This is a genomic window from Marivita sp. (assembly GCF_022763305.1).
GTDB lineage: Bacteria > Pseudomonadota > Alphaproteobacteria > Rhodobacterales > Rhodobacteraceae > Marivita.
The window spans coordinates 19,707-45,411 of the sequence record NZ_JALEGT010000010.1 but is presented as its reverse complement, the minus strand read 5'-3'; the positions used below and the strand labels follow the sequence as shown (position 1 = coordinate 45,411).

Annotated in this window: 25 protein-coding genes and 1 tRNA gene; 11 read left to right on the top strand and 15 right to left on the bottom strand. The window is 63.2% G+C overall.

All coding sequences use genetic code 11. From position 1 onward, the window contains the following. The first annotated feature begins 80 nt into the window (after window positions 1-80). A complete protein-coding gene (locus tag MRY75_RS00800; protein ID WP_292305241.1) occupies window positions 81-749 on the top strand; it encodes a hypothetical protein in 669 nt (222 codons plus the stop codon). Window positions 750-780: 31 nt separating this feature from the next. Here MRY75_RS00800 and MRY75_RS00795 read toward each other — a convergent pair whose 3' ends face one another. The 4 genes from MRY75_RS00795 to MRY75_RS00780 all read right to left on the bottom strand — a co-directional run bounded on the left by MRY75_RS00795 (window position 781) and on the right by MRY75_RS00780 (window position 7,108). Beyond that, window positions 781-1,368, bottom strand: coding sequence for an outer membrane lipoprotein carrier protein LolA (locus MRY75_RS00795; RefSeq protein WP_292305240.1), 588 nt, complete (start codon window positions 1,366-1,368; stop codon window positions 781-783). A 126-nt stretch (window positions 1,369-1,494) separates the two neighbouring features. Then, entirely contained in the window at window positions 1,495-4,455 is a 2,961-nt protein-coding gene (locus MRY75_RS00790; protein WP_292305239.1) for a DNA translocase FtsK, read from the bottom strand. An 11-nt stretch (window positions 4,456-4,466) separates the two neighbouring features. Next, window positions 4,467-5,657 carry an aminotransferase class I/II-fold pyridoxal phosphate-dependent enzyme gene (locus tag MRY75_RS00785; protein ID WP_292305238.1) on the bottom strand — a complete coding sequence of 397 codons (1,191 nt, stop codon included), beginning with the start codon at window positions 5,655-5,657 and terminating at the stop codon, window positions 4,467-4,469. A 122-nt stretch (window positions 5,658-5,779) separates the two neighbouring features. Continuing rightward, window positions 5,780-7,108 (bottom strand): amidase, encoded by a 1,329-nt coding sequence (locus MRY75_RS00780; protein WP_292305237.1) that lies wholly within the window; start codon window positions 7,106-7,108, stop codon window positions 5,780-5,782. Window positions 7,109-7,161: 53 nt separating this feature from the next. On the opposite strand from MRY75_RS00780, the gene MRY75_RS00775 reads away from it, so the two are divergent. After that, window positions 7,162-8,415, top strand: a complete 1,254-nt coding sequence (locus MRY75_RS00775) for a UbiH/UbiF/VisC/COQ6 family ubiquinone biosynthesis hydroxylase (protein WP_292305236.1) — start codon at window positions 7,162-7,164, stop codon at window positions 8,413-8,415. Window positions 8,416-8,482: 67 nt separating this feature from the next. Beyond that, entirely contained in the window at window positions 8,483-9,232 is a 750-nt protein-coding gene (locus tag MRY75_RS00770; RefSeq protein WP_292305235.1) for an SDR family oxidoreductase, read from the top strand. A gap of 63 nt (window positions 9,233-9,295) precedes the next feature. On the opposite strand, the gene MRY75_RS00765 is transcribed toward MRY75_RS00770, so the two are convergent. Beyond that, window positions 9,296-10,822, bottom strand: coding sequence for a DUF2125 domain-containing protein (locus MRY75_RS00765; protein ID WP_292305234.1), 1,527 nt, complete (start codon window positions 10,820-10,822; stop codon window positions 9,296-9,298). A 125-nt stretch (window positions 10,823-10,947) separates the two neighbouring features. Between MRY75_RS00765 and MRY75_RS00760 the strand changes: the two genes are divergently transcribed. The 5 genes from MRY75_RS00760 (at window position 10,948) to lpxK (ending at window position 14,838) form a co-directional block, all read left to right on the top strand. After that, window positions 10,948-11,700, top strand: a complete 753-nt coding sequence (locus MRY75_RS00760) for an SDR family oxidoreductase (RefSeq protein ID WP_292305233.1) — start codon at window positions 10,948-10,950, stop codon at window positions 11,698-11,700. Further along, complete coding sequence (locus MRY75_RS00755; protein WP_292305232.1) at window positions 11,697-12,317, top strand: enoyl-CoA hydratase/isomerase family protein; 621 nt, start codon at window positions 11,697-11,699, stop codon at window positions 12,315-12,317. The genes MRY75_RS00760 and MRY75_RS00755 overlap by 4 nt, the downstream gene beginning before the upstream one ends. A gap of 63 nt (window positions 12,318-12,380) precedes the next feature. After that, a complete protein-coding gene (locus MRY75_RS00750) occupies window positions 12,381-12,617 on the top strand; it encodes a DUF4170 domain-containing protein (protein ID WP_292305231.1) in 237 nt (78 codons plus the stop codon). A gap of 5 nt (window positions 12,618-12,622) precedes the next feature. After that, entirely contained in the window at window positions 12,623-13,849 is a 1,227-nt protein-coding gene (locus MRY75_RS00745; protein WP_292305230.1) for a glycosyltransferase N-terminal domain-containing protein, read from the top strand. Continuing rightward, window positions 13,846-14,838: a tetraacyldisaccharide 4'-kinase gene (gene lpxK, locus MRY75_RS00740; protein ID WP_292305229.1), complete on the top strand. Its 993-nt coding sequence runs from the start codon at window positions 13,846-13,848 to the stop codon at window positions 14,836-14,838. The genes MRY75_RS00745 and lpxK overlap by 4 nt, the downstream gene beginning before the upstream one ends. A gap of 3 nt (window positions 14,839-14,841) precedes the next feature. On the opposite strand, the gene MRY75_RS00735 is transcribed toward lpxK, so the two are convergent. Beyond that, a complete protein-coding gene (locus tag MRY75_RS00735; RefSeq protein ID WP_292305228.1) occupies window positions 14,842-15,705 on the bottom strand; it encodes an N-formylglutamate amidohydrolase in 864 nt (287 codons plus the stop codon). Window positions 15,706-15,852: 147 nt separating this feature from the next. On the opposite strand from MRY75_RS00735, the gene MRY75_RS00730 reads away from it, so the two are divergent. Then, window positions 15,853-15,927 (top strand) — tRNA-Val (locus tag MRY75_RS00730). Between the two features lie 82 nt (window positions 15,928-16,009). Continuing rightward, window positions 16,010-16,135, top strand: coding sequence for a type B 50S ribosomal protein L36 (gene ykgO / locus MRY75_RS00725; RefSeq protein ID WP_109464916.1), 126 nt, complete (start codon window positions 16,010-16,012; stop codon window positions 16,133-16,135). A 96-nt stretch (window positions 16,136-16,231) separates the two neighbouring features. On the opposite strand, the gene MRY75_RS00720 is transcribed toward ykgO, so the two are convergent. Next, entirely contained in the window at window positions 16,232-16,510 is a 279-nt protein-coding gene (locus tag MRY75_RS00720) for a hypothetical protein (RefSeq protein ID WP_292305227.1), read from the bottom strand. Window positions 16,511-16,702: 192 nt separating this feature from the next. Between MRY75_RS00720 and MRY75_RS00715 the strand changes: the two genes are divergently transcribed. Then, window positions 16,703-17,011, top strand: a complete 309-nt coding sequence (locus tag MRY75_RS00715) for a DUF4389 domain-containing protein (RefSeq protein ID WP_292305226.1) — start codon at window positions 16,703-16,705, stop codon at window positions 17,009-17,011. 3 nt (window positions 17,012-17,014) lie between these two features. Here MRY75_RS00715 and MRY75_RS00710 read toward each other — a convergent pair whose 3' ends face one another. From MRY75_RS00710 to MRY75_RS00675, 8 genes are all read right to left on the bottom strand, one after another. Then, window positions 17,015-18,682, bottom strand: a complete 1,668-nt coding sequence (locus tag MRY75_RS00710) for a peptidoglycan-binding domain-containing protein (RefSeq protein ID WP_292305225.1) — start codon at window positions 18,680-18,682, stop codon at window positions 17,015-17,017. 97 nt (window positions 18,683-18,779) lie between these two features. Beyond that, window positions 18,780-19,952, bottom strand: a complete 1,173-nt coding sequence (locus MRY75_RS00705) for a phenylacetate--CoA ligase family protein (RefSeq protein ID WP_292305224.1) — start codon at window positions 19,950-19,952, stop codon at window positions 18,780-18,782. Between the two features lie 47 nt (window positions 19,953-19,999). Further along, window positions 20,000-20,824, bottom strand: coding sequence for an ABC transporter ATP-binding protein (locus tag MRY75_RS00700; RefSeq protein ID WP_292305223.1), 825 nt, complete (start codon window positions 20,822-20,824; stop codon window positions 20,000-20,002). 72 nt (window positions 20,825-20,896) lie between these two features. Further along, window positions 20,897-22,195, bottom strand: coding sequence for an ABC transporter substrate-binding protein (locus MRY75_RS00695; RefSeq protein WP_292305222.1), 1,299 nt, complete (start codon window positions 22,193-22,195; stop codon window positions 20,897-20,899). A 62-nt stretch (window positions 22,196-22,257) separates the two neighbouring features. Continuing rightward, window positions 22,258-23,487 (bottom strand): branched-chain amino acid ABC transporter permease, encoded by a 1,230-nt coding sequence (locus MRY75_RS00690; protein ID WP_292305221.1) that lies wholly within the window; start codon window positions 23,485-23,487, stop codon window positions 22,258-22,260. Next, the gene (locus tag MRY75_RS00685; RefSeq protein ID WP_292305220.1) at window positions 23,487-23,726 is read right to left on the bottom strand and encodes a hypothetical protein; all 240 of its coding nucleotides are present in this window, start codon (window positions 23,724-23,726) and stop codon (window positions 23,487-23,489) included. Before MRY75_RS00685 ends, MRY75_RS00690 begins: the two co-directional genes overlap by 1 nt. 77 nt (window positions 23,727-23,803) lie before the next feature. Continuing rightward, on the bottom strand, window positions 23,804-24,757 hold the full coding sequence (locus MRY75_RS00680; RefSeq protein WP_292305219.1) for a branched-chain amino acid ABC transporter permease: 954 nt from the start codon (window positions 24,755-24,757) through the stop codon (window positions 23,804-23,806). 10 nt (window positions 24,758-24,767) lie between these two features. After that, the gene (locus tag MRY75_RS00675) at window positions 24,768-25,580 is read right to left on the bottom strand and encodes an ABC transporter ATP-binding protein (protein WP_292305218.1); all 813 of its coding nucleotides are present in this window, start codon (window positions 25,578-25,580) and stop codon (window positions 24,768-24,770) included. Between the last annotated feature and the right edge of the window lie 125 nt (window positions 25,581-25,705).

The window sequence follows — 25,705 nt, the reverse complement described above, 5'->3', positions numbered from 1 at the left end:
GGCACAGCGTTGGCCCATTCCTGCCATTTTGCGCTGCTACAGGCTGTTGCCAGCACGCAGTTCAGAGGGTTGTGGACGTCATGTTCGACGAAGGCACCAAGATCGCCGTTTTCGCTATTGTCCTCGCGGCTTGGGTGTTTGGACAGAGCGCGGACCGGCTGGCACCACCGCCCGATCTGGGCACCGCCATTGATGCGTCGGAGCTGCCACCGCTGCCTCTGACCGTGGCGCAGGACGGCGCCCCGGCGCAGGCCCGATTGCCCAAGATGCGCGTGGGTCTCGGGCACGGGTTCGAGGCTCAACTGATGGCAAGCTACGTGATCGAAGGACGTGTGGTCACGCGCCGGACCTACAGGAATGATCCGACCAGCGCGATTTCGCCTCTGGACCTTGGCATCGTCTGGGGGGATCTGGCGGCGTCCGGCGGGACCGAGGCCCTCACCTTCCGGACAGGACATCGCCTGATCTGGTTCTCCAACGCGCCGGATGCCAAGCTGCCGGACGACTGGATGCAGCAGGTCACGAACAATCACCTCATCCCGGCGGACCAATCCATCAACGATGCCCTGATGGCGATCGGACTCGGCACGCGGGTCAGGGTGCGGGGCTACCTTGTCACAGTCACCGGGGACGGTATCAAACCCTGGCGGTCGTCGACGCGGCGGGATGACGGCTCGATCGTGGGTGGGTGCGAGATCATCCTCGTGACGGATGTGCAGGTGCTGTCAGACGACGGCGCCGCCACCTAGGCCGGGGGCGGCCTACCTGCAAAGCCCCGCGTCAGCGGTTGGCGGTCCGCTCGCGCTCCACGTTGAACAGGCTGTTGGCCAGTTGCTTGCGCTCCAGCGCACCCAGAACGACGGTGGTCTGACCACCTCCGTCATCAGTGATGATCCACTGACGCAGTTCGACCGGGTTGTCGGTGAACTTGAGCTGGATGCTGCCATATTCCGGGTTTTCGGGATCCTGCGCCGTAACCGTCGTTGCCGTGCCGTCATAGCCATGCGCCACGACCATATTGGCGCGGCTCAGGTCGACATTGCGGGCAAGGATCAGACCCAGCGGCGTCCGGTCAAGTGGATAGGTCTCGGGATCGCCGCCCAGCTTGCGGTCGAACACGAACACTGCGCCGTTGTTGGCCATAACGAGCGCCTGTTCCGGCGGGTTGTATTCGAACCGCATCTTGCCGGGACGACGCATATAGAGCGTCCCCGTTGAAATGGTCCCGTCCCCGTTGATCTGGGTAAAGCTTGCCTCTGCGCTGGTGAGCTGGTTGAGGTAGTTGGACAGCGTGTTGAGGGACAATTGCTGGGCCGCAGCGGGAAGGGCCGTCAGCATGAAGGCGGTCAACAAGGCGATGAAACGCATGGGGCAAGGTCCTGTCTGCTCGAGTCGTCTTTCACCCTATATGGCAAGCAAGCCGGTGTTATGCGATAGCAGCGGGGATTATTGCCGATACGGGATGCCGGGCAGACGCCCGGCACAGACCAAGCCTTACTGTTCCGGAACAAGAATTTCGCGTTTGCCGACATGGTTGGCCGCAGTGACGACGCCCTCTTCTTCCATCTGTTCGACCAGCCGCGCGGCCTTGTTGTACCCGATGGCCAGCTTGCGTTGGATGTAGGAGGTCGAACACTTCCGGTCGCGCACCACGATGGCGACGGCCTGATCGTAGAGCGCGTCTTCGCTGTCGGTATTGCCGCCGGTGTTGAGGCCAAGAACGGCGTCGATATTGTCGGCCTTTTCGTCATCCGGACCCTGCACAACGCCGCTGACATATTCCGGCGGGCCGTACGCCTTGAGGTGGGTGACGATTTCCTCGACCTCTTCGTCGGACACGAACGGGCCATGGCAGCGGATGATCTTGGAGCCACCGGCCATGTAGAGCATGTCGCCCTGCCCCAGCAGTTGTTCGGCCCCCATTTCGCCAAGGATGGTGCGGCTGTCGATCTTCGAGGTGACCTGGAACGAGATCCGGGTTGGGAAGTTTGCCTTGATCGTGCCGGTGATGACGTCGACAGACGGGCGCTGTGTCGCCATGATCAGGTGGATGCCCGAGGCGCGTGCCATCTGGGCGAGGCGCTGAATGCAGGCTTCGATTTCCTTGCCCGCGACCATCATCAGGTCGGCCATCTCGTCGACGATGACGACGATATAGGGCATTTTGACGGGCTGGATTTCCTCGGTCTCGAAGATCGGCTCGCCGGTTTCGTCGTCAAAGCCGGTTTGGACGGTGCGTTCGAACATTTCGCCACGGCTCAGGGCGTCGGCGACACGGCCGTTGTAGCCGTCGATGTTGCGCACGCCCATCTTGGACATCTTGCGATAGCGGTCTTCCATCTCGCCCACGACCCATTTCAGGGCGACAACCGCCTTTTTCGGATCGGTCACAACGGGCGACAGGAGGTGCGGGATGCCGTCATAGACGGAAAGTTCCAGCATCTTGGGGTCGATCATCACAAGCCGCAGATCGGCGGGCGTCAGCTTGTACAGCAGCGACAGGATCATGGTATTGATCGCCACGGATTTCCCCGACCCGGTGGTCCCCGCGATCAGCAGGTGGGGCATCTTGGCAAGGTTGGCGACAACCGGATCGCCGCCGATATCCTTGCCCAAGGCGAGCGGCAGTTTCTGGGTACCGTCGCCATAGTCGCGGGTCGAGAGGATCTCGCGGAAGCTGACCATCTCGCGCTTCTCATTGGGCAGTTCGATACCGATCACGCTGCGGCCCGGCACGGTGGAGACACGGGCGGAGAGTGCAGACATGGAGCGCGCGATGTCGTCTGCCAGACCGATCACGCGGGACGCCTTGAGGCCCGGCGCGGGTTCAAGCTCGTACATGGTGACAACGGGACCGGGGCGGACGCTGACGATCTCGCCCTTCACGCCGTAATCATCGAGCACCGCCTCGAGCATGCGGGCGTTTTCCTCAAGCGCTTCGTCGCTCAGGTGGTGACGTTCGATATTGGCCGGGTCCATGAGAAGGCCCAGCGGCGGCAGGTCGTAATCGACCTGCTTGTCCTCGAATTGCAGTTGCGGCTGCGCTTCCTGCTGCGCGCGCTTGGACGGCTGGAGCGGTTTGCGCTGCGGTTGCTGGACCACCTTGCGCGCCTCAGGCTGCGGCACCACGGGCGGAGCGGGCGGCACAGGCGCGTAGGCCTGCGTGTCTTCGCCGTAATCGTCCCAGTCGGTCATGTCGTCGAAGATGTTCTCGGGATCGTCCTCGTAGGCTGGTGCCTGAGGCACCGGCTGGTAGGCAGCCGGTTTGGGAGCGGTCACCGGCGGTTCGGCCCGCAAAGTCGCTGCGGCGCGGGCCGTCACAGGCGGCTCTGGCGGCAGCTGCGGCGCAGGCTTGAAGATCAGCGGGTCGGGCCGGCGGCCGCGTCCCTTGGTCAGGGGTGCGGTGGCCGCCGCCGTTGCCGCGGGCATCTGACGCACGCGCGATTTGATGGCGTCGGCAATCTTCGCACGCACGCGATCATCCCCTGGCAGGGTCTCTGGCAGGTCTCCGGTGGGCCATGTCTCGACCAGTTCCGGCTCGGGATCGGCGCGGCGGATCAGCGACGGCATCTTGGACAGGAAGCCTGTCTTCTGCGGTGCGGGTGCAGGATAGGGATCGTCGATCAGGTCGTCTTCTGGATAGGTCGCAGGTGCTGCCTTGGCCGCGATACGTGTAACACGCGGTTCGGGCCGCACGGCCTCTTGTGCGGCGGCCCATTCTGCGGCTTCAGCCTTTTCCTGCGCACGGATCGCGCGGCGTTCGGCGTTTTTCGCCTGCATCTGGCGCGCGGCGACCAGCGCACCGGACGCGCCTTTGCCCAGAAGGTTGAGCATCGTGGCATAGACCATGATCACACCGACCAGCAGGAACCGGGCAAGGCGCGACAATTCAAGACGGGTGAAGCCAAGGACAAAAGCGCCCATCACAAGAACGACACCGCCCAGCAGGAGCATCATGAGCTTGAGCGCGAATGTGGTGCCCAGTGGCAAGATCGTCAGGATCGACCCCATCATCATGTCGCCGAACAGACCACCCAAGCCAAAGCTGTGGGTCCATGTGCTGTTTTCCGGCACGCCAGCGGCATAGACGGCGGCCAAGGCCACCCAGATCGGCGCAAAAATGAGACAGGACAGCGCGCGTTCTTCGCCCCGGTGCAGGGCAAAGCGCGCGCCCCAGACCAGCAGGACCAGCGCGAGACCCCAGCTTGCCCAGCCGACGATCATGAACAAGGGCGCTGCGACCGAGGCCCCTGCCCGACCGAGCCAGTTCTGAACGGGGGCATCGGTGGCGGACAGCCAGCTTGGGTCCTGTGGCGAGTACGAATAGATCATCGCGGCGGCCATCGCCCCCAGCGCCATCAGGACGAAGCCACCGAGCTCCTTGCCGCGCTTTTCCAGCGCAGCCTGCATGTTGCTGTCAAAGAGGGGGTCCCGCCCCCGCGCCTGATATGCCATCGTTCGCCTCTTTATTGGTCTTCACCGCCGTAAAGGCAGTCCCTGATCTGCGTCAGGCCGCGTTCGGTTTCGTCTTTTGGGGCCACCATGGCGACCCGGATATAGCCTTTGCCGGGGTTCCCGGCCTCTGTGTCCTGCGACAGGTAAGCCCCGGGCAGCACGCGGACGCCGGTGGCTTTCCAGAGCTTGAGGGCCGCGGCCTCGCCATCCTCGACCGGCAGCCATAGGAAGAACCCCGCCTGTGGGGACCTGTAGCCCGGCACATTGCCGAAAATACGGTCGGCCAGATCGTACTTTTCGGCATAGAGCGCGCGGTTTTCCGTTACATGGGCCTCGTCGTTCCAGACCGCCTCGGCCACCGCTTGCAGCGGCAGGGGCAGCGGTGCGCCGGAATAGTTGCGCAATTGCTGGATGCGTTTGATCGATTCAGGCCCACCGGCGACAAACCCGGATCGCAGACCGGGCAGGTTGGAGCGTTTGGAGAGCGAGTGGAAGATCACCACACGTTCGGGGTTGGCCCCCATCTCCTGCGCGACCTGCAACGCGCCCACAGGGGGCGTGTCGCGGTAGATCTCGGAGTAGCATTCATCAGCGAGGATCTGGAAATCGTGCCTTTCCGCAAGGTTGATCAACCGTTCCCAGTAATCGCGGTCGGCCACGGTGCCCTGCGGGTTGGCCGGGGAACAGATATAGGCCAGCGCAGTGCGCTTCAGCACGTCTTCCGGCAGGCCTTCGAAATCGGGCAGATGGCCGGTTGCGTCGGTCGCGTTCACGAAGACCGGTTCAGCGGCCACGGAAATCGCAGAAATCAGATAGACCTGATAAAACGGGTTCGGCATCAGAACAGCCGGCTTCGCGCCATTCCTGGTCTCGGGACACAACGCCATCCCGACGTTATAGAGCCCTTCGCGGGTGCCATTCAGCGCCATGATCTGCGTGTCGGCATCAAGGGCAACACCGTAGCGGCGCTGCACCCAGTCGCGGATCGCGCCGCGCAGTTCGGGGGTGCCTTCGTTCGGCGGGTATTTGTTAAACCCGGCGATGTTCTGAGCCAGGATGTCGGAAATCCATGCGGGGAACGCGTGTTTCGGCTCTCCGATCGTCATGTGCACGACGGGACCACCCGGTTCGTGCACGTCCAACAGGGCGCGCAGACGCGGGAACGCATAAGCCGGAAGGTTCGAGAACCGGTCGGGAAACATGCCAATACTGCCTCAGATTGAGGGTCGTTCGCGCCCTCTTTGCAGCCAAATTACATAGCAAGGGCGGGTGCGTCCAGAAAAAGAGCGCAGGGATCAGTCGGTTGTGGCTTTCAGGCCAAGGTTCAGGCCAGCGCCGCCTCGGCCGCGAGTCCCAGCCTCAGAAGCCGCCGCTCCGCGCCCGGATCCGCCATGAGCGTCACGCCACAGCAGGGAGTCCCCGTCGGCAAGGTCAGCGCGCAAAGCCCCATCATGTTGCCGATCCGCGTGTTGCGCAGGGTAAGCAGGTTCTCGGTCACGTAATACGCGCTGTCGGTCAGCAGCCGTTCAACGCTGGGCGGGGTGATTGGGCTGGTCGGGCAGAGCACCGCATCGAAGTCGGCGGTCGCTTCGAGATAGATCGCGCGGCAGCGGTCCAGCGTGTGCCAGGCCGCAACATAATCCGCTGCGGAAAAATCCTTGCCTGACCGGAACCGGGCGAGGATTTCCGCGAACATCAGGTCGGGATTGGCCTCGATCACGTCTTTCCATGTGCCATAGGCTTCGGGGCCGTAGATGATCGGTGCGAGGGCGATGCCTGTCTCGACTTCGGGAATGGCCAGATCGACGATCTCGGCGCCAGCTGAACGGAAGCGCGCAACGGCGGCATCGAACCCCGCGCGCGGGTCATCCCGGAGGTCGTCAAGCGCAGTGGTCGTCAGAACTGCGAACCGTTTGCCCTTGAGCGATGTCGGTGCCATGTCGATGGGCGCCTCGCCCTTCATCATGGCGAAAAGGAGCGCTGCATCCTCAACGGTTTTACAAAGCGGCCCGACGGTATCGAATTTGGCAGCCAGCGGAACCGCACCCTTGATGCTGAGGACGCCCGACGTGGTCTTGAGGCCGACGAGGTCATTCCACGCGGCAGGCACCCGCACCGATCCACCGGTGTCCGACCCGATGGCGGCCGGAGCAAGACCGAATGCGACCGAGGTCGCCGCCCCGGAGGACGACCCACCGGGTGCGTTTTCGGGATTGTGGATATTCGGCGGCGTGGCGGTCTTGGGGTTCAGGCCAAGACCGGAAAAGGCCAGTTCGCTCATATGCGTCTTGCCAAGACAGACCAGACCCTGATGGGTGGCCGCCTGCAGAACCTCGGCATCCGCATCGGGCGTGCGGCCCTTGAGCAGTTGCGAGCCCGACTCCGTCGGAACGCCTGCCGTATCAAAGAGGTCTTTCCAACTGATCGGCACACCATCCAGCGGAGACCGGCGCAGCTTGAGCCGGGCGCGCTCCCGCGCGGCTGTGGCCTCGGCCATGGCGCGCTCGGGGGTCAGGCGGGCATAGATGCGCGTGCCGTATTCATGGCGTTCGACGGCATCGAGAAAGAGCTGAGCCAGATCGACCGGATCAATCTCTCCTTTGCCGATCCCACGCCCCAGATCGGCTGCCGTCATTCCCTGCCATGCGCTCATGTCTTGTGCTCCTGCCCACGTGTTCGGCGCGAACGGTAGCGGCAGAGAAGCGCATGGACAATCCCGGCCGCGCCTCCATATTGCGCCGCATGAACACACGCTCCGATCTTCTGATCGTCGGCGGCGGGCTGAACGGTCCGACGCTGGCTCTTGCCGCTGCCAAGGCGGGCCTGTCGAGCACCGTCATCGACGCCCGTCCCGAAGGCACGCGGCGCAGCGACAATTTCGACGGGCGGTCCTATGCGCTGGCTTTGGCGTCGGTGCGGATGCTGAACGCCTTGGGCCTGTGGGACGGGTTGAAGGCGAACGCGCAACCAATGACCGAAATCAAGGTCAGCGACGGGCGCGCAGGAGATGCCGAAGTGTTTCTGGGCCTGCATTTCAACAGCGCCGAGATCGAGGAAGGCCCGATGGGCCACATGCTCGAAGACCGGTATCTGCGACGCGCGTTGCTTGAGGCGATCGCGGCAGAGCCACTGGTGACGCATCTGGCAGGAGAAACCGTGGTCGATCAGACCATAAGCGCAACGGCGGCCTCGGTGACGTTGGCCTCGGGTGGGGTGCTGGACGGGCAGATGATCGTCGGGGCGGATGGCCGCCAGACCGGCACCGGGCAGCGCGCGGGCATTCGGCGCACCGCCTGGGACTACAATCAGACCGCATTGGTCTGCGCGATTGCGCATGAAAAACCACATGGTGGCGTTGCGCATCAGCTTTTCATGCCCGCCGGCCCACTGGCGATCCTGCCGCTGACGGGCAATCGGTCGTCGATTGTCTGGAGCGAAAAGCGCGGGCTGGCGGAAGAGATCAACGCGCTGCCGGAAGACGATTACCTGACCGTTCTGCGCCCGCGTTTCGGGGATTTTCTGGGCGAGATTTCTCTGGCTGGCGAGCGATTCACCTATCCGCTTGGTCTGACACTGGCCAACCGGTTCATCGGGGACCGTCTGGCGCTGGTGGGCGATGCCGCGCACGGGATGCACCCGATTGCCGGGCAAGGACTGAACGCGGGGCTGCGCGATGTGGCGGCCTTGGCGCATGTCATCGGCCATGCGGTCCGGCGCGGTGAGGATTTCGCCAGCCCCTTCGTTCTGGACCGCTATGAACAGTGGCGGCGGTTTGATACAGCGACGTTGCTGACGGCGACGGATGCGTTCAACCGGTTGTTCTCGAACGACAATCCGATCCTGCGGGCCGGGCGCGATCTGGGCATGGCAGCGATCAACGCGATCCCCGGCGCACGGCGCACCTTCATCCGCGAAGCTGCCGGGTTGAACGGCGACCTGCCCGATCTGATGGCGGGGTGATCCGGCCTCTTCCTGCGTGACAGCGCCCGCGCCCCATGCCAGAGATTGAGCAAACGGGGAGGACGGCATGGACCAGAACTGCGCAATCGTGACCGGGGCCGCGCGCGGCATCGGTTTGGCCACGGCGAGGCTGTTTCTTGAACAGGGCTGGCGCGTGGCGCTTCTGGACCGCGATGCAGAGGAACTGGCAAAGCAGGAGGGCGTTCCGGACACGCTGTTGCTGCCGCTAGATGTGTCAAAGCCCGAAGACGCGGAGGCGATGGCCACCCGGACGCTCGACTGGGCGGGGCGGGTTGATGCGCTGGTCAACAATGCGGGTGTGGCAGAGTTCGGCCCCGTCGAAGAGACAGATTTCGAAGGCTGGCGACGGGTGATGGCGACCAATCTGGACGGGGTGTTCCTGTGCACGCAGGCGGCAACGCGCGCGCTCAAGGCCAGCCGGGGCAGTATCGTCAATATCGGGTCGATCAGCGGGCTGCGCGCCTCGACCCTGCGGGTGGCTTATGGCACGTCGAAGGCCGCGGTGATCCATCTCACAAAGCAGCACGCGGCGGAACTGGGTGAATACGGCATCCGCGTCAACTGCGTCTGCCCCGGCCCGGTGCGGACCAAGCTGGCGATGGCGGTGCACACGCAAGAGATCATCGACGCCTATCACGATGCGATCCCGCTGAACCGCTACGGGTCGGAGCGGGAGATCGCCGAGGTGATCACCTTCCTATGCTCGGACAGGGCATCCTACGTCACCGGCCAAGTGATCGCGGCGGATGGCGGGTTCGAGTCGACCGGCGTGGGTTTGCCGGCGCTCCGACGGTAAGGGGGCGATGCGTCGACGCATCGCCGCGTTTGCGTTGACGCAAACGCGGCCCTTGTCAAAGGGTTACTGAATCCGCATGCCGTTCGCGAGGATATGCCCCTGATCGTTGATGGTGAGTGATGACTTTAGGCTGTCCGGCCCGTCCCCCGGCACCGCGAACATCCCCATCATCATCCGCGCGCCCATCGCGTCCTCGTTGGTCAGCAGCCCCATGGCGATCAGCTTGTCGATCAGCGCATTCGCCCCGTCGAGGGTGAGGTTCACCTCGCCATTCGGGCGGGGAAAACCTTCGAAAGTCTGCAGATCGTCATTGTCAAAGGTAAAGGCTCCGGTTCCGCCCAGCTTTGCCCCTGCCAGTTCGACCGTGAGGTCATTGAGAGTCACGCTGTTCAACTCTCCGGGCACCTGACCGGTGGCTTCAAGCCGGGCCATCGCCTCGGGATCGAAGAGGTTGACGAAGGGCGTGACCTGCCCGGTCAGATCAAGCGCAATGGTCGCCGGATCGCGGGGCAGCGCTGCACCGGGATCAAAGACATTCCACAAGACGTCGGACATCTCGAAGCCACGGATGGCCAGACCGAAGGCCATGTCCTGCGGCTCTTCGGCTTCCGCGATCGGTGCGGTGAAGCGGAAGGCGCTCTCGGACAGGCTGATATCGACCGGCAGGGGCAGTTCGGGACCGGACAGCGTGATCGCCTGATCCGTGGCAATCACATCATAGCGCAATGCCGATCCGTCCATCGCAAAGTCGAACTCCACCGACCCGGTCCGAGTGGTCCCGGAGGTCGTGCCTGCGGGTTCGGTGGCCGCGAACTGCATCTCGCCTGCCGCATAGCCCAGCGTGCCAGTGACCAAGAACCCACCTGCCGCCAGAGCCTGCGGGTCCTCTGGATCGAACCCTTCGGGCAGCATGGTCTCGCTCGTGGCAAAGAGGTTTGTCATGGAGCCCGAGATCAGCGCCGCATCATCGGATGCGGGATCGTTGAAGGCGAAATCATAGCTGGCCGACGCGGCCTGAACGGTCTGGGTGATCCCGGTGCCCTCGGCCGTGGCGGTGACGGTGGACCCGGCGACCGTATCGAACACAAGGTCAAAGCGCGCTTCGTCCCGACCGACCGGTTCGCCGTTGATATCAAGCTCGGCCAGGGTCAGAGACAACTGATCGGCGCTGTAGTTATAGGTCATGTTCCCTGGCGCCCCCGACACGACAAGCTCCAGCCCGGTATTGCCGTAGTCGATCACCATGCTCACCGCATCCTCGCCCTCAGGTGCGGCGTCGATGCTGATCGGCATGGACGCGGGAAAGGCCATCGACACGGACCCGTCGGCGTTCTCGACCAGTTCGATCGACTCGATCGCGATCTCGACGGTGGCGTCATCTTCGGGCGCTTCAAAACGCATGAGGACATCGGTCACGTCGAGCCCCGCGCCGGTCGGCGTTTCCGTCGCGCTGACGGTATAGCCAAAGCCCTGCAGGGCGGCTTCCAGCCCATCCCAGACCTGGGGCGCTGTCAGGTCGGCAAAAGCCGGTCCGCTGGCCAGAACAAGGGCCAGTGCGGAGCATGATGAAAGGCGTTGAATGCGACGCATGATGATATCCTGATCTCTCAAATTCCCGAAGCCAGCTTCAACCTCCTGCCGGACAGGGTCAAGTGGGTGGACCCGGCCCTCCGTCCGCAGTAGCACTGCTGTGAACGATATGGGGAGGCCACAGAATGACCGATTTGACAGGGCGCACCGTAATGATCACAGGGGCCAGCCGGGGCATCGGGGCCGAAGCTGCGCGGGTTTTCGCCGATGCGGGCGCAAATGTCGCGCTGGTGGCACGGTCGGCTGACAGCATCGCAGACCTCGCGGGCGAGATCGGACAGACCGCCGTGGCCATCCCCTGCGACATCAGCCGCTATTGGGAAGTGGCGCAGGCGGTCGAAAACTGCGTCACGGCCTTTGGCGGGCTCGACATCCTGATCAACAATGCCGGTGTGATCGAACCCATCGCCCGCATGGAAGAGGCTGATCCCGAAGGCTGGGGGCAGGCGATCGACATCAATCTCAAGGGCGTCTTTCACGGCATGCGCGCGGCGCTCCCGGTGATGGAGGTCGCCGGCGGCGGGACCATTCTCACGGTGAGCTCCGGCGCGGCGCACAATCCGGTCGAGGCATGGTCGCATTACTGCGCCTCAAAGGCCGGGGCGGCCATGCTGACGCGCAGCCTCCACAAGGAAATGGGCGACAAGGGCATCCGCGCGATGGGCCTGTCGCCGGGCACCGTGGCCACTCAGATGCAGCGCGAGATCAAGGCCAGCGGGATCAACCCGGTGAGCCAGCTTGACTGGTCCGATCACATCCCGGCCGATTGGCCGGCCAAGGCGCTCCTGTGGATGTGCACTCCCGAGGCCGATGCCTATCTGGGCGAGGAAATCTCGCTTCGGGACGAAGGTATTCGCAAGGCGGTGGGACTGATATGATCGAGGTTCAGAATGACGGCACGCTCTGCGTGCTGACGATCAACCGCCCCGACAAAGCCAATTCGCTGACCGGAGAGATGCTGGAGGCGCTGTGCGTCGGTGTCGAAGAGGCGCGGAGCGCGCGTGCGGTCATTCTGACCGGTGTCGGCAAGGTGTTTTCCGCCGGAGCCGATCTCGAGGCAGCCAAGGCCGGTCTGGCGCTGAGCCCGCTTTGGGAGCGGCTGTCCGGCGCCATCGCCCGGCATCCAGGCCTGACGATCGCCGCACTCAACGGCACGGTTGCCGGGGGCGCGATGGGGATGGTGCTGGCCTGCGACCTGCGCATCGCGGTACCGGGCACCAAGGTATTCTACCCGGTGATGAAGCTGGGCTTCCTGCCGCAGCCATCGGATCCGGCGCGCCTGTCGGCCCTCGTCGGGCCGTCACGTGCCAAGATGATCCTGATGGCAGGGCAGAAGATCGCGACCGATGAGGCGCTGACCTGGGGTCTGATCGACGAGATCGTCGAGGGCGATGCGCTGATCGACCGGGCAAAGGCCCTGACCGAAGATGTCTGCGGCGCCACTGCCGAGCATGCCCGCGCCATCAAGGGATTGATCGCCCAGCGCCTGCCCTAATCACCTTGACCCTGCGGGTCAGCTTCTTAGGTTGGCCGCACCGCAGAACGGAAGGAGCGCCCCATGGCCCAGCATCTGCACATCGTCTTTGGCGGCGAATTGGTGACGCCGTCGGAGAACGTGTTCAAGGATCCGCAGAACATCCATATCGTCGGCATCTTCCCCGATCGCAAAACCGCGTACGACGCGTGGAAGACCGAAGCGCAGCGCACGGTGGACAATGCGCATATGCGTTATTTCCTGGGGGATCTGCAGAAACTGATCGACGCCAGCACCCAGTCCCCCGAGGCGCAGGACTGATCCATTTGGCGCGAAGGCCCTTCAGTCTGACCGCCTATCTGGCGCTGGCGCGGGGGTCTGACCGCCTGACCACCGAAGCGGCGCAATGGCCGCAACGCCCCAAGGGGCCGGTTCTGTGGCTGCACAGCGACACGCGTACGCGGCTTGAGACGCTCTTGACGCTGATCAAGCGTCTGCGCCAGCAGCGCGGGGATTTTGCCCTGTTGCTGACCTGCGATTCCACCCCGGTCGATGGGATGACACTGGACGGCCAGACCGTCAGCGCACCACCCGCCGAGACCCTCAGCGACGTGCATCGCTTTCTTGATCACTGGCGGCCGGATATCCTGATCTGGACCGGAAATGGCCTGCGCCCCGCGCTCATTCACGAAACGGCCCAGTCCGGAGCGCATCTGTTGCTGGCGGATGCGGCGGATGCGCCATGGCGGCAACCTGTCAAACGGTTCCTGCCCGACGCATCGGCCGGGGCACTGAGTTTGTTTCACACGATTCTCGCTCAGGACAAGAAAGCGGCTTTGCGGATGCGGCGGCTTGGCGTGCCCGATGACCGGATCGAAGTGACCTCGCCGCTTGAACCGGAGGTGTTTCCTCTCGCAAGCCCCGATGGCTTGCACGAGGAACTGACCGTCACACTGGCGGGCCGCCCGGTCTGGCTGGGCGCGCATATCCAGCGCGACGAAGCAGATGCGGTGCTGCGTGCACATCGTCGGGCGGCCCGCCTCGCGCATCGTCTGTTGCTGGTCGTCGTTCCCGCCGAGGCCGAGGACGAGCCGTTCATCGCCGAGCAATGCCACGAGATCGACCTGCGTCTTGCCCGGTGGGAGAACGGGGACATGCCCGACGAGAACACCCAGGTTCTTCTGGCGGGCGACGACAGCGAATTGGGGCTGTGGTATCGTCTGGCGCCCTTGTGCTTTCTCGGAGGATCGCTCGCCGGAAAGACGGGGGGCCAATCCCCGATGATGGCCGCAGCGCTGGGTTCGGCCATTCTTTATGGTCCCAATGTCGGCCGCCATCTGGAGTCGTATTCGCGCCTCGTCGCGGCAGGCGCGGCACGGATCGTGAAAGACATGGATTCGCTCAGCGCCGCAGTGACACATCTCATCGCGCCAGACCGTGCTGCCGCGATGGCCCATGCGGGATGGAACGTAGTGTCAGCAGGGGCGGAAACAGCCGACCTCGTGCTCGGGCAGATCAATGAATGGCTTGATTCGCTTGAGGGGGGCCGATGAGACCGCCGGCGTTCTGGGATGCACCACGCGACGCACCGGGGCTCCGGGCGCGACTTCTGGCACCGTTGGGGGCGGTCTATGCCGCGCTCACGGCCCGACGGCTCGGAACCGGCCTGCCCTATCGGGTCGGAGTGCCTGTGATCTGCGTCGGCAACGTGAACGCCGGGGGCACCGGGAAGACGCCCACGGTGATTGCGCTGATGCAGATGCTGACGGACATGGGCAAATCCGTGCACGTGGTGTCGCGCGGCTATGGGGGCTCTCTGGAGGGACCGGTGCAGGTTGATCCGCGCGTCCACAGCGCCGAAGACGTCGGGGATGAACCGCTGCTGCTGGCCGCTTTCGGTCCTGTCTGGGTGTCGAAGGACAGGGCCGCCGGGGCCAAGGCCGCGAAGCAGGCCGGGGCCGAGGTCATCATGATGGATGACGGGTTGCAGAACCCGAGCCTTGCCAAGGACCTGTCTCTGATCGTGGTCGATGCCGCGCGGGGGTTCGGCAATGGGCGCTGCATCCCGGCCGGGCCGCTGCGCGAACCGGTCGCCGCCGCCATGGCCCGCGCCGACATCGTCCTGTCGATCGGCCCGGACGAGGCGCAGGCGCACTTCACGCGGATGTGGGGCGATGACATCACCCTGCCGCACCTGACCGGACATCTGATGCCCTTGCAGACCGGAATGGATTGGGACGGGCTGCGCTGTCTGGCCTTTGCAGGCATCGGCCATCCCGAGAAATTCTTTCTGACGCTGCGCGATCTTGGCGCAGATTTGGTGGAAACCCGCGCGCTCGAAGATCACCAGCCACTGACAACCGCGCTTCTGGCACGTCTGGAAAAAGACGCGCAGGCGGCCCGCGCGCAATTGGTGACAACCGAAAAAGACGCGGTGCGTTTGCCGCAGAGCTACCGGATGAAGGTGCTGACCGTTCCGGTGCGCCTGACCATTCCGCGAGACGCGGCGCTGAAACAGGCCCTTGCCCAGCTCTTCGACTGACCCTTATTCCGCCGCCAGCGGCATGTCCTCGGCCTGTCCGGTCGCCGCGATTTCCGCAATCACGCTGCGCAGAAGTTTGCGGAAGTTGTGGAAATTCGCATTCGGCCGGATGCTGCGTTCGTCCATGTAAAGGGATCGGTCGATCTCGATCTGCACGGCATGCTGGTTCCGCGACGGACGGCCATAGGCCTGCGTGATATAGGCCCCGGCAAAGGGCGTATTGCGCGCGACGATCAGACCGGCATCGGTGAACGCCGCCTCGATCTGGTCCACGACGGTCTGGCTGGCCGACGCACCGAATCTGTCGCCCAGAACAATCTGCGGGCGCCGCGCGGTGGATTTGGCCACGCCATCCAGCGCCTCATGCGGCATGGAATGACAATCGATGAGAATCGCCTCGCCAAAGCGGGCATGCGCCTGCTGGATCAGCTTGCGCAGCTGGTCGTGATAGGGATGCCAGAACTGCGCGATGCGGCGTTCCGCCTCGGCCAGAGGCAGCTTTCCCTGATAGATCGGGCGGCCATTGGCCACGACGCGCGGGACGACTCCAAGGCCCGATGCAACGCGCGGGTTGTGGGTCTGTCGGCGCACACCTTCGATCAGTGCAGGATCCAGTTCTTCGGCGGATCGGTTGAGATCGATATAGGCGCGTGGCGCGCCTGCCTTGATGAATGGTGCACCGAATTGCGGCGCACAGTCGAACAGGCGGTCGACAAAGGCATCTTCCGACGAGCGGATCGTCACTTCGTCCAAAGCGGTGTATCTGAGGAAATTCCAGCTGTAGTCACGCCCGGAATGTGGCGAAGCAAACACCACTCGCGAGGTGTGCGCTTCCGGCTGAACGAGGTGGTACGCGACTTTGGGCATATGTTCTCCCTATGCCTCTCAACATAGACCGATTTTTTCTCTGACCAAAGCCCTTGATCCCGGTTCCGACTCCTTTTATAGACCGCTCCACCGGCGCGGCTTCACGCGCCCCTTTTATTTGGGGTACGTGAATCGGGTCGGTTCAAAGGGCGATTAGCTCAGTGGTAGAGCACTTCGTTGACATCGAAGGGGTCACAAGTTCGAACCTTGTATCGCCCACCATTGAATTCGCCGTCTCGGACTTCGGTTCGGGGCACCCGCAACCACCAAGGCGCTCGCGCGCCGCGATAAGAGGAGAGACCCGATGAAGGTCAAGAACTCGCTTCGTTCGCTGAAGAACCGCCATCGCGACTGCCGCGTTGTGCGCCGTAAAGGCCGCGTCTACGTGATCAACAAGACGCAGCGCCGGTACAAGGCCCGTCAGGGCTGAGCGGACACGCAGATTGCGCGAAAAAGCCGTCCTTCGGGACGGCTTTTTTGTTTTCGATCAAGGCGACCGAAGCGGCAAGCCCGCCCCTGCCCGATCTCAGGTCTTTCGGTCCGCGTCGTCCTCCGTCTCGTTGTCCTCTGTTTCGTCGTCGGTGTCGCGGGTGTTGGCCGCGCCCGGATCGAAATCGTCCGGGTCATAGGACTCTTCGTGGTCGGCAATTCCGGTGACATGGGTCGTGCCGGTTTCCTCGTCATAGACCAGCCCATAGCTGGCCCGGCCCTCGGTCTTGTACCTGCGGTATTCGTGGATCGCGGCGTAAATGAAGGCCACCGCAAAGGGCAGCAGGATCAGGGCGGCAATCGTATGGGTTCCCATTTGAATGCTCCTTTCACTCCGGACTCAACGCATGACGGCCTGCTTGGGGTCCGTTTGTCTTGCGTGAACCCAAGGAGTCGCGCACCGCGCCGGGCTCTGCAAGCGACTTTCCTGTCGAAGCGGGTTAGCGCTTTAGACCGAAAGGCCATATATACGTGACTGACATATGGGGCACCGGAAAGGAACGGTAGAATGACACCATCGGACGAGGACAAGGTCTCGGGCCGCCTGCATGGCGAACAGCACGAACCGGCCAAGACCGACGGTCTGCTGGAACGGCTGATCTACATGATTCTGATCGCGATCATGATTTCAGTGGCCCAGACCGTTCTGGGCGTGATGACCGTGGTGCAATTCGTGATCATGCTGGCGAACAACAAGCAGCCCAACGAACGGCTGGCCGAATTCGGCACGGACCTTGGCATCTGGATCGCCAAGGCCGCACGCTACCAGACCGCCGCCAGCAACGTGAAGCCCTGGCCCTGGACCGATCTCGACTGAGGCTCAGCGCAGGATCGTGTCGGCCATGAGCCGCACCACCGTGGCCTGATCAAGATATCCCGACACCCGCAGATTGCGGGCGTCCTGATACCGGCGGATCGCGCGCCGGGCCTCTTCGTCGAACGTCCCGTCGACAGCCCCGGGCTTCAGACCCAGGTCCGCAAGGCGCGCTTCGGCCAGACGGCGGGCGGCGGGGTTCAGGCCCAACGCGGCCTCGTCGGCTTGTGCCCGTTCCTGCAGTTCGATCTGTTCCGAATTGTTGAGGAAATAATCGATCCGCGCCCGCGCTTCCTCGACAAAGGCACCGTTCGGACGTTCGGCCAGATAGGCGCGATACCCAGCCTCGGTGTCGATCTCGCGCGCCTGCTGCCAGCGGCGGCGGTCCTGATCCTCGGCCTGCGCACGGCGCTGTTCTTCGATGGCATCCAGACGGGATTGCGCTTCTTCGGCGTAGATACCGTCCGGAAACCGCTTGAGATAGGCGCGAAACCCTGCTTCGTCACCACGTGCGCCGGTTTCAGACCAGAAGGTCCGGTCCTGCCGCTCCAGTTGCGCCTGACGCTGCCGCGCTTCCTCCTCAAGTTCGGCGGCGCGCCGTTCGGCCTGTGCATCCAGCCGCGCGATCTGGTCTGAATCCAGATAGCCCGAAGCGGTGAGCCCGTTCTCGGTCTGCCAGGTCGTCACAGCCCCGCGCGTGCCGCGCCCGAAAATGCCGTCGATACCGCGTGTATTGTAGCCCAGCAGAGACAGGTCGCGCTGGATCTCGCGCCGTGCATCGCGGGACAGGGCAAGGTCTTCTTCGGCCTGTTTCTCGCGGTAGAACGGTTCGGACCGGATGGTTGCAAGGCGCTGGCGCGCTTCTCCGGCATTCTTGCCGTTTGGAAAGGCGGCCAGATAGGTGTCGTATCCGGCTTCGGTATCAGCCGCGACGGCCCTGTCCCACGCCGCAGCTTCGGCCGCAGCGCGGGCGTCGGAGCCGGTGTCCGGTGTCACCTGCGGCAGATCGACATCGCTGCCCGCAAACAGAGGCAGTTCGCTGGGCACAAAGCCCATCAGGCTCAGCCCTTCGCGGCGGGCCAGCGGCAAGACATCCTCGCCCGTAGCGTCGGACAGAGAGTCGACGAACTGCGCGGCATCCCCGGCAGGGCCGATGGCGACAGTCACACCCTGCGGGATATCCGCCTCGGACAGAGCAAGAGACAGGCCGTCGGGCAGCACCCAGTCGGTTTCGACCTCGCCGATCACGATCAGCGCACGGCCAGGATACTGCGCCGCGACGGCGTAAGCGGCATCAAGAGGAAACCCATCGGTCAGAACGTCGGCCAGCGTCATGTCCTCGGACAGTTCAGCCGGCAGAAGATAGCTTCCGGCAATCGTCGACACGATCCGCCCCGAAAGCACGATGCCGATGTCATCGGTCGTCGCATCCAGCCCCTGCGCAAAGGACTGGAACGCGGCGCGCATCGCGGCGGCATCGGCGCCGCTGGACAGGCTGACCTCAGCCCCACGCGCCTCGAACGCAGACTGTATGCCGCTCAGGTCGCCGCCACCGGTCAGGCGTTGCAGCATGCCCGGATCGCTGTTGCCGATGATCAGGATGTCGCTGCTCTCGGCCCAGAGCGGCGCCGCGAGCGCCAATGTCGCAGAAAGGGAAAACGCGAGTCGTTTCATGGGTTGGTCCTCCGTCCTATCGAAGACTAACGCACGAAACACGAAAGTTATCCAATAACGGGCGCAGAGAGCGGGGCATATGCCCCGATACGCCCCATCAGTCGTAGCTGCGCGCGTCCTCGATCACGAGCCCATCCCGCGGCAAGGCCCCCGGCGGAACCAGTTCGACGCGGCCCTTGAGCTTGAGCGTTTCGACGATGCTCGATTCGAACCGCGCGGCGTCATTGGCGGCGGTTTCGATCCGCACGGTCATCACGTCCATCTCGCCATCGCGGCTGGCCACAACACGGGCACGGTCGATCTCGGCATGTTTCGCGACAAGGGCTGCCACCTGTTCGGGCCGCACGAACATGCCCTTGATCTTGGTGGTCTGGTCGGCACGGCCCATCCAGCCCTTGATGCGGGCGTTTGTCCTGCCACAAGGGCTTTGCCCCGGCATCATCGCGCTCAGGTCGCCCGTGGCAAAGCGCACCAGCGGGTAATCGGGGTTCAGCGACGTGACCACGACTTCGCCCACTTCACCCTCCGGCACAGGATCGCCGGTGCCCGGTGTGACGATCTCCACAATCACACCTTCGTCAAGGATCATACCCTCCATCGCGGCGGATTCGTAGGCGATGTTGCCAAGGTCCGCGGTGGCATAGCATTGCAGACAGGAAATGCCCCGGTCCTGATAATACTGCCGCAGAGACGGGAACAGCGCACCGCCACCGACCGCCGCTTTGACGATCCCAAGCTGCAGCCCCATCTGGTCTGCTTTCTCGAGGATCACCTTGAGGTAATCAGGTGTTCCGGCATAGGCGGTGACACCGACATCATGAGCGGCCTGGGCCTGCAATTCCGTCTGCCCCGTGCCTGCGGGCAGCACCACTGCGCCGACAGCGCGCGCGCCGTTTTCAAAAATCATGCCCGCCGGGGTCAGGTGGTAGCCAAAGCAGTTCTGTACGATATCCGTGGTGCCGAACCCGGCCGCATGCAGGAACCGGCCCATCCGCCACCAGTCGCGGGTCACACCGCCGGGTTCATAAATCGGCCCCGGCGACTGGAAGATATGCGCAAGGTTCGACACCGGCAGACCGCCGAAGGGCGGCTTGTCCTTCTGCCGCCGGCTCAGATCGGATTTGCGCAGCACCGGCAGTTTGGCAAGGTCCGACAGGTCGCCAAGCGGATCGAACCCATGCGCCGGCAACAGCGCGTTCAGCGCCGTGAGGTGCTCTGCGGCACGCTGGTCCGCGCTCCGGGTTTCCAAATCGTCATAATGGGTGCTCATGGCGGCAACACCTTGTCTGGTCAGTTCGTGGTTCACGGTCGCGCGTCTCAGGCCAGCCAACGCTTGCGGCGGCGGTAGCTGCGCACGTCGCGGAAGGATTTGCGGCCGTCGTCGGACACCCCGAGATAGAATTCCTTGACGTCCGCATTCTCGCGCAGTTCGGATGCGGGGCCGTCCATCACGACGCGCCCGTTTTCGAGGATGTAGCCGTAATGCGCATAGCGCAGGGCCACGTTGGTGTTCTGTTCGGCCAGAAGGAAGGACACACCTTCATTCTCGTTCACCGATTTCACGATTTCGAAGATCTGTTCCACCAACTGCGGCGCGAGACCCATTGACGGCTCGTCCAGAAGGATCGTCTGCGGGCGCGACATCAGCGCACGGCCAATCGCGGTCATCTGTTGTTCACCGCCCGACGTGTAGCCAGCCTGCGATTTGCGGCGCTCTTTCAGGCGGGGGAAATAGTCGTAGACCATCTGAAGGTCGGCTTCGATGGCACCTTTGCCATCCTTGCGGGTATAGGCCCCGGTCAGCAGGTTTTCCTCGACGGTCAGGTGGCCAAAGCAATGGCGACCCTCCATCACCTGGATCACGCCGCGTTTGACCAATGCGGCAGGGTCGAGATCCTGCACCCGTTCGCCTTGGTAGATGATCGAGCCCTTGGTGACCTCCCCGCGCTCGGAATGCAGCAGGTTCGAGATCGCCTTGAGCGTCGTCGTTTTGCCAGCGCCATTGCCGCCCAGAAGCGCGGTGATGCCGCCTTTCTTCACGGTCAGGCTCACACCTTTCAGAACGAGGATCACATGATTGTAGATCACCTCGATGTTGTTGACCTCGAGCAGGGTCTCGTCTGTGCGTGTGGCGTCCAGCATGATTTTACCAAGTGATAAAATTTCAGGGAAACCACCGGCGACGCGTGTCGCCGCCGGTGGCAAAGCGTGGCCTTAGTTGGTGGCCGAGCACTCTTCGTTCATCGCCCAAGGCGCGTTCGAGGTGGCGTATTCCGCCGCCGAAGACTGGATCAGATCGGCATAGCCATCGACATTCGGCTTGAGCAGGTCAGACGCCTTGACGAACTTGGCCCCGTCCCATTCCAACATCCAGCCACCCGAATGACCGGTGTGGTTGCCGCAGGAAGTCGAGAACGGCGGCACCATGCCTTCCATGCCGAGCTCAGCGATGCGCTCTTCGGTCAGGTTGATGTTCTCAAGACCCCAGCGCAGCTGCGTCGCGTCGATCTCGGCTGTGCCGAAGTTTTCCTGAGCGTTCTTGATGCCTTCGGCAAGGATTGCCGACATCACCAGACCGCGACCGTAGAACACGCCCTGCATCTCTTCTTCGTTGGTCTGGCTCAGACCGGCGTCGATCACACGCTCCTTGATCTCTTTCATCACCGGTGCGTCGAGGTTCGGGAACGACCAGGAAATCGACTTGTAGCCCTTGCCTTCTTCACCAACCAGCTTGAGGTCCGCATCGTGACCGGCCCACCAGACGCCGATGAAGTTTTCCATCGGGAACTTGGTCTTCACGGCTTCGGTGATGGCCCCGGCGTTCATCGCACCCCAGCCCCACATCACGACATAATCGGGACGCTCGCGGCGAATCTGCAGCCATTGTGCGGACTGGTTCTGCATTTCCTTGAGACCGACCGGGATCGGCAGCAGCTCGAAGCCCTTGTTGGCGGCGTGCATTTCCAGAACCGGCAGCGGTTCCTTGCCGAACGGGTGATCCAGATGCAGGAACGCGACCTTCTTGCCATCCAGCGATCCCTGACCTTCCAGGTACTGGATTATCATGTCAGCGCCGTCCCAGTATCCGGCAGGCATGTTGAACGCCCACTGGAACACCTTGCCATCGGCCATCGGCGAGAAGCCGTAACCCGGAGCAAGGATCGGAATCTCGTCCACGTTGGTCTTGGGCAGAACCTGCAGCGTGATGCCGGTGGACCAGGGCTGGGTCACGATGGCCGTGCCCTTGGTCTTTTCATAGCATTCCACGCCTTTTTCCGTGGAATAGCCGGTTTCGCATTCTTCGAAGTTGATCTTGGCACCGCCGATGCCGCCGTCGCGTTCGTTGAGAAGGGTCATGTAGTCCGCCTGACCGTTCATCAGCGGAATACCCGTCGCGGCAAAGGGGCCGGTCCGGTAGGCGAGGTTCGGCGTGTAGAGTTCCTGCGCGATGGCCGCCGTGCCGAGCACGGTGCCCAGCGCAGCCGCAGTGGCCAGTTTGGTAAAGTGTTTCATGGTTGTCCTCCCATTGGAACTGTCATGGTGCTTTCAGGTTCTTGGTCTTGGGCCCGCCCGCCTCAGTGCGGGAAGGGCCAGATAATCAGTTTTTCACGGATCAACCGCCAAAGCTGGTTCAGTCCGTGCGGCTCGATGATCAGGAAGAAGATGATCAGCCCGCCGATGATCATCACGTTGATATGCTCGATCAGGGCGCTGTCGATGCGGAACCCTTGGGTCTGCGCATAGCCATAGATCAGGGTCAGCACGACAAAGCCTGCCACCGCGCCAACGGTCCAGCCGCTGCGCGCCACCCAGCCAAGAAAGGCCACCGCCGCCGCCAGCGCCACCAGCACCGCCGCGCCAAGACCTGACATCTGGAACACCTGCGTCCCGGCCACGACGTTGAGCACAACCGGCAGGCCCACGATCAGGATCGCGCCAAGGTAGTTGCCCATGATCGACCCAAGGCCGCCGATGATGGCGATGAAGAGCACCTGGAACGACAAAGGAATGTCGAACACGTTGGGCTCTGCCGCACCTTTCCACATGAAGACATACAGCGCGCCCGCGACGCCCACGACATAGGACGATACGGCAAAGGCGGTCAGTTTGGATTTCATCAGGTTGATCCCGATAAGCTCCGCCGCGATGTCCATGTCGCGCGTGGCTTTCCACGTGCGGCCCAGATTGCCGCGTGTGAGGTTGATGCAAAGCAGCGTCAGCAGCGTGACCACAAACAGCACGATGTAGTATTCGGTGACCGAGGCCGCCTGCGGACCGGACACAAACACACCAAACATTTCAAGGTTCGGCACCTGGATCGCGCCCGAGGCGTTGTAGTTGTAAAGCCACGACCATTTCTCGAACAGCCAGACAAGAAAGAACTGCGCGGCAAGCGTCGCAATGGCGAGGTAAAAGCCCTTGATCCGCAGGCTGGGAATGCCGAAGGCCACCCCGATTCCCGCGCTGAACACGCCCGACAGCAGGATCGCGACAATCGGGTTCATCCACGGGAACAACGTGACCATCTTGTAGCAAGCATAGGCCCCCACCCCCATGAAAGCCCCTGTACCAAGGCTGAGCTGACCGGCAAACCCGGTCAGGATGTTCAGACCCATCGCAGCCAGCGCATAGATCAGGATCGGGATCAGCAGCGTCTGGAAGGTGAATTCCGACGCGGTCAGCGGGAACACGATCCACGCAAGCGCGAGGATGATCCCCAGCAGAAACGCATCCTGCTTGACCGGAAACAGGGCCTGATCGGCGATGTAGCTCGTCTTGAACTGGCCAGCCGTGCGGTAGAGCATCAGGCGGTCTCCTCTTCAGTGATCGTCACGCGGTTGCGCGGTTTGGCATAGCCGGTCGCCTCGGAATGGCGGATGAGCCAGAAATACGCCCAAAGCCCCAACGCGCCGCCAAGAGCCGCCAAGAGGATGGCGACAACCGTCTGGCTGCCCGCCTCTGACCCGCTCGACAGGGCAAGGTATCCGAAGGCCCAGAAGCCGGACCAGGCGATGACGTTCAGAACTGCGATCAGTTTGGCCATGTGTTGTTACCTTCGATCTTTCCGTAGGGCCGGGCCTTGGCCCGGCATCCCCTGCGAACAGCGCGCCCCGCGCTGCGCTAGACCCGTTCGATGATCCGTTCTCCGAACAGACCCTGCGGACGGAAGAGCAGCACGATAAGGGCCAGCACGAAGGCGAACCATGTTTCGGTGTTGCCGCCCAGCAGCGGCTGGCCCCAGTAAATCTCGAACAGTTTCTCCAGAATGCCGATCATCAGACCGCCCACAATGGCCCCGGTGATGGATTCCAGCCCGCCCAGCATCAGAACCGGCAGCGCCTTGTAGGCGATCACCTCGAGCGCAAAGCTGACACCGGCGCGCGCGCCCCAGGCGATGCCTGTCACCAGCGCGATGATGCCCGCGATGAACCAGACCAGCACCCAGATCGTCTGCAGGCTGATCCCCACCGACAGCGCCGCCTGGTGATCGTCGCCCAAAGCGCGGATCGCGCGGCCCATCTGGGTGTAGTTGAGGAAAGCCAGGAGCGCGAGCACCAGCAGCGTCGCCACGACCACCACGGTGATGTCGAGATGCTGCAGGATCAGCAGGCCGCCGAATGGTTCGAGCACCGTGTCACCCGTCGGGATGCCCAGTTCCTCGGTGATCATGACCTTGTTTTCACCGCCGAAAATCGTCTCGCCAAACCCGATGAGGAAAAGCGTGATCCCGATGGTCGCCATGAAGAGGATGATGTCGGGCTGGCCCACCAGAGGCCGCAGCACCACCCGTTCGATGGCCACCGCCAGCACGAACATGACACCCAGTGTCAGACCGACGCTGATCCATGCGGGGATGCCCATGGCAAAAAGCCCCACCAGCGTCAGCGCGGCAAACACCACCATGATGCCTTGGGCGAAGTTGAAGATGCGGCTCGACCGAAAGATCAGAACGAAGCCCAGCGCGATCAGCGCATAGAGAATGCCCGATACCAGCCCTTCCCAAAGCACCTGCATCAGGAAGTCCGGTGCGGAAATCATATCCGCGAAGGGCGCGATGAAAATATCGTTCAGCATGTCTGCTCCCTCAATGCGGCACGCCAAGATAGGCGTCGATCACATCCTGATTGTTGCGCACCTCGTCCGGGGTGCCGTCGCCGATCTTCTTGCCGTAATCCATGACGACCACGCGGTCGGAGAGATCCATCACCACCCCCATGTCATGTTCGATCAGGCAGATCGTGGTGCCGAATTCGTCGTTCACGTCGAGGATGAAGCGGCTCATGTCCTCCTTTTCCTCGACGTTCATGCCCGCCATTGGTTCGTCCAGCAGCAACAGCGACGGCTCGGCCGCCAGCGCGCGGGCCAGTTCGACGCGTTTCTTGAGACCGTAGGGCAGACGGCCCACCGGCGTCTTGCGGATGTTCTGGATCTCGAGGAAGTCGATCACCCGCTCGACCTTTTCGCGGTTCTCCATTTCCTCGTCGCGGGCCTTGCCCCACCAAAGCGCCTGGCTTGCGATCCCGGCATTCATGTGGGTCAGACGCCCGGTCATGACGTTGTCGAGCACCGTCATCCCCTCAAACAGCGCGATGTTCTGGAACGTCCGCGCCACACCTTGGCGCGCCACCTCGAACGGCTTCATCGGCGGGCGCTTGGCGCCCTTATACCAGACCTCACCCTCGGACGGCGTGTAGAAGCCCGAGATCACGTTGAGCATCGACGACTTGCCCGCGCCATTGGGGCCGATGATGGCGCGCACCTCGCCTTCGCGGATGTCGAAGCTGATGTCCTGAATGGCCACCACTCCGCCGAACCGCAGGGTGATGTTGCGCATTTCCATGAGCGTGCCGCCGATTTGACGCCCGTCGGCGGTGACATATCCTTCGGTGTCTTTCATTGCGCCCTTCCCCCGGCATCCGCCGCGTGGCTCCACGATTTTTTAAGGTTGTTCGAGAATCTTCGTACGAAGATTCTCGGGCCCGCCCATAAAATTCTGGGGGCGCGGGCGTCGGGCTGCGGTGC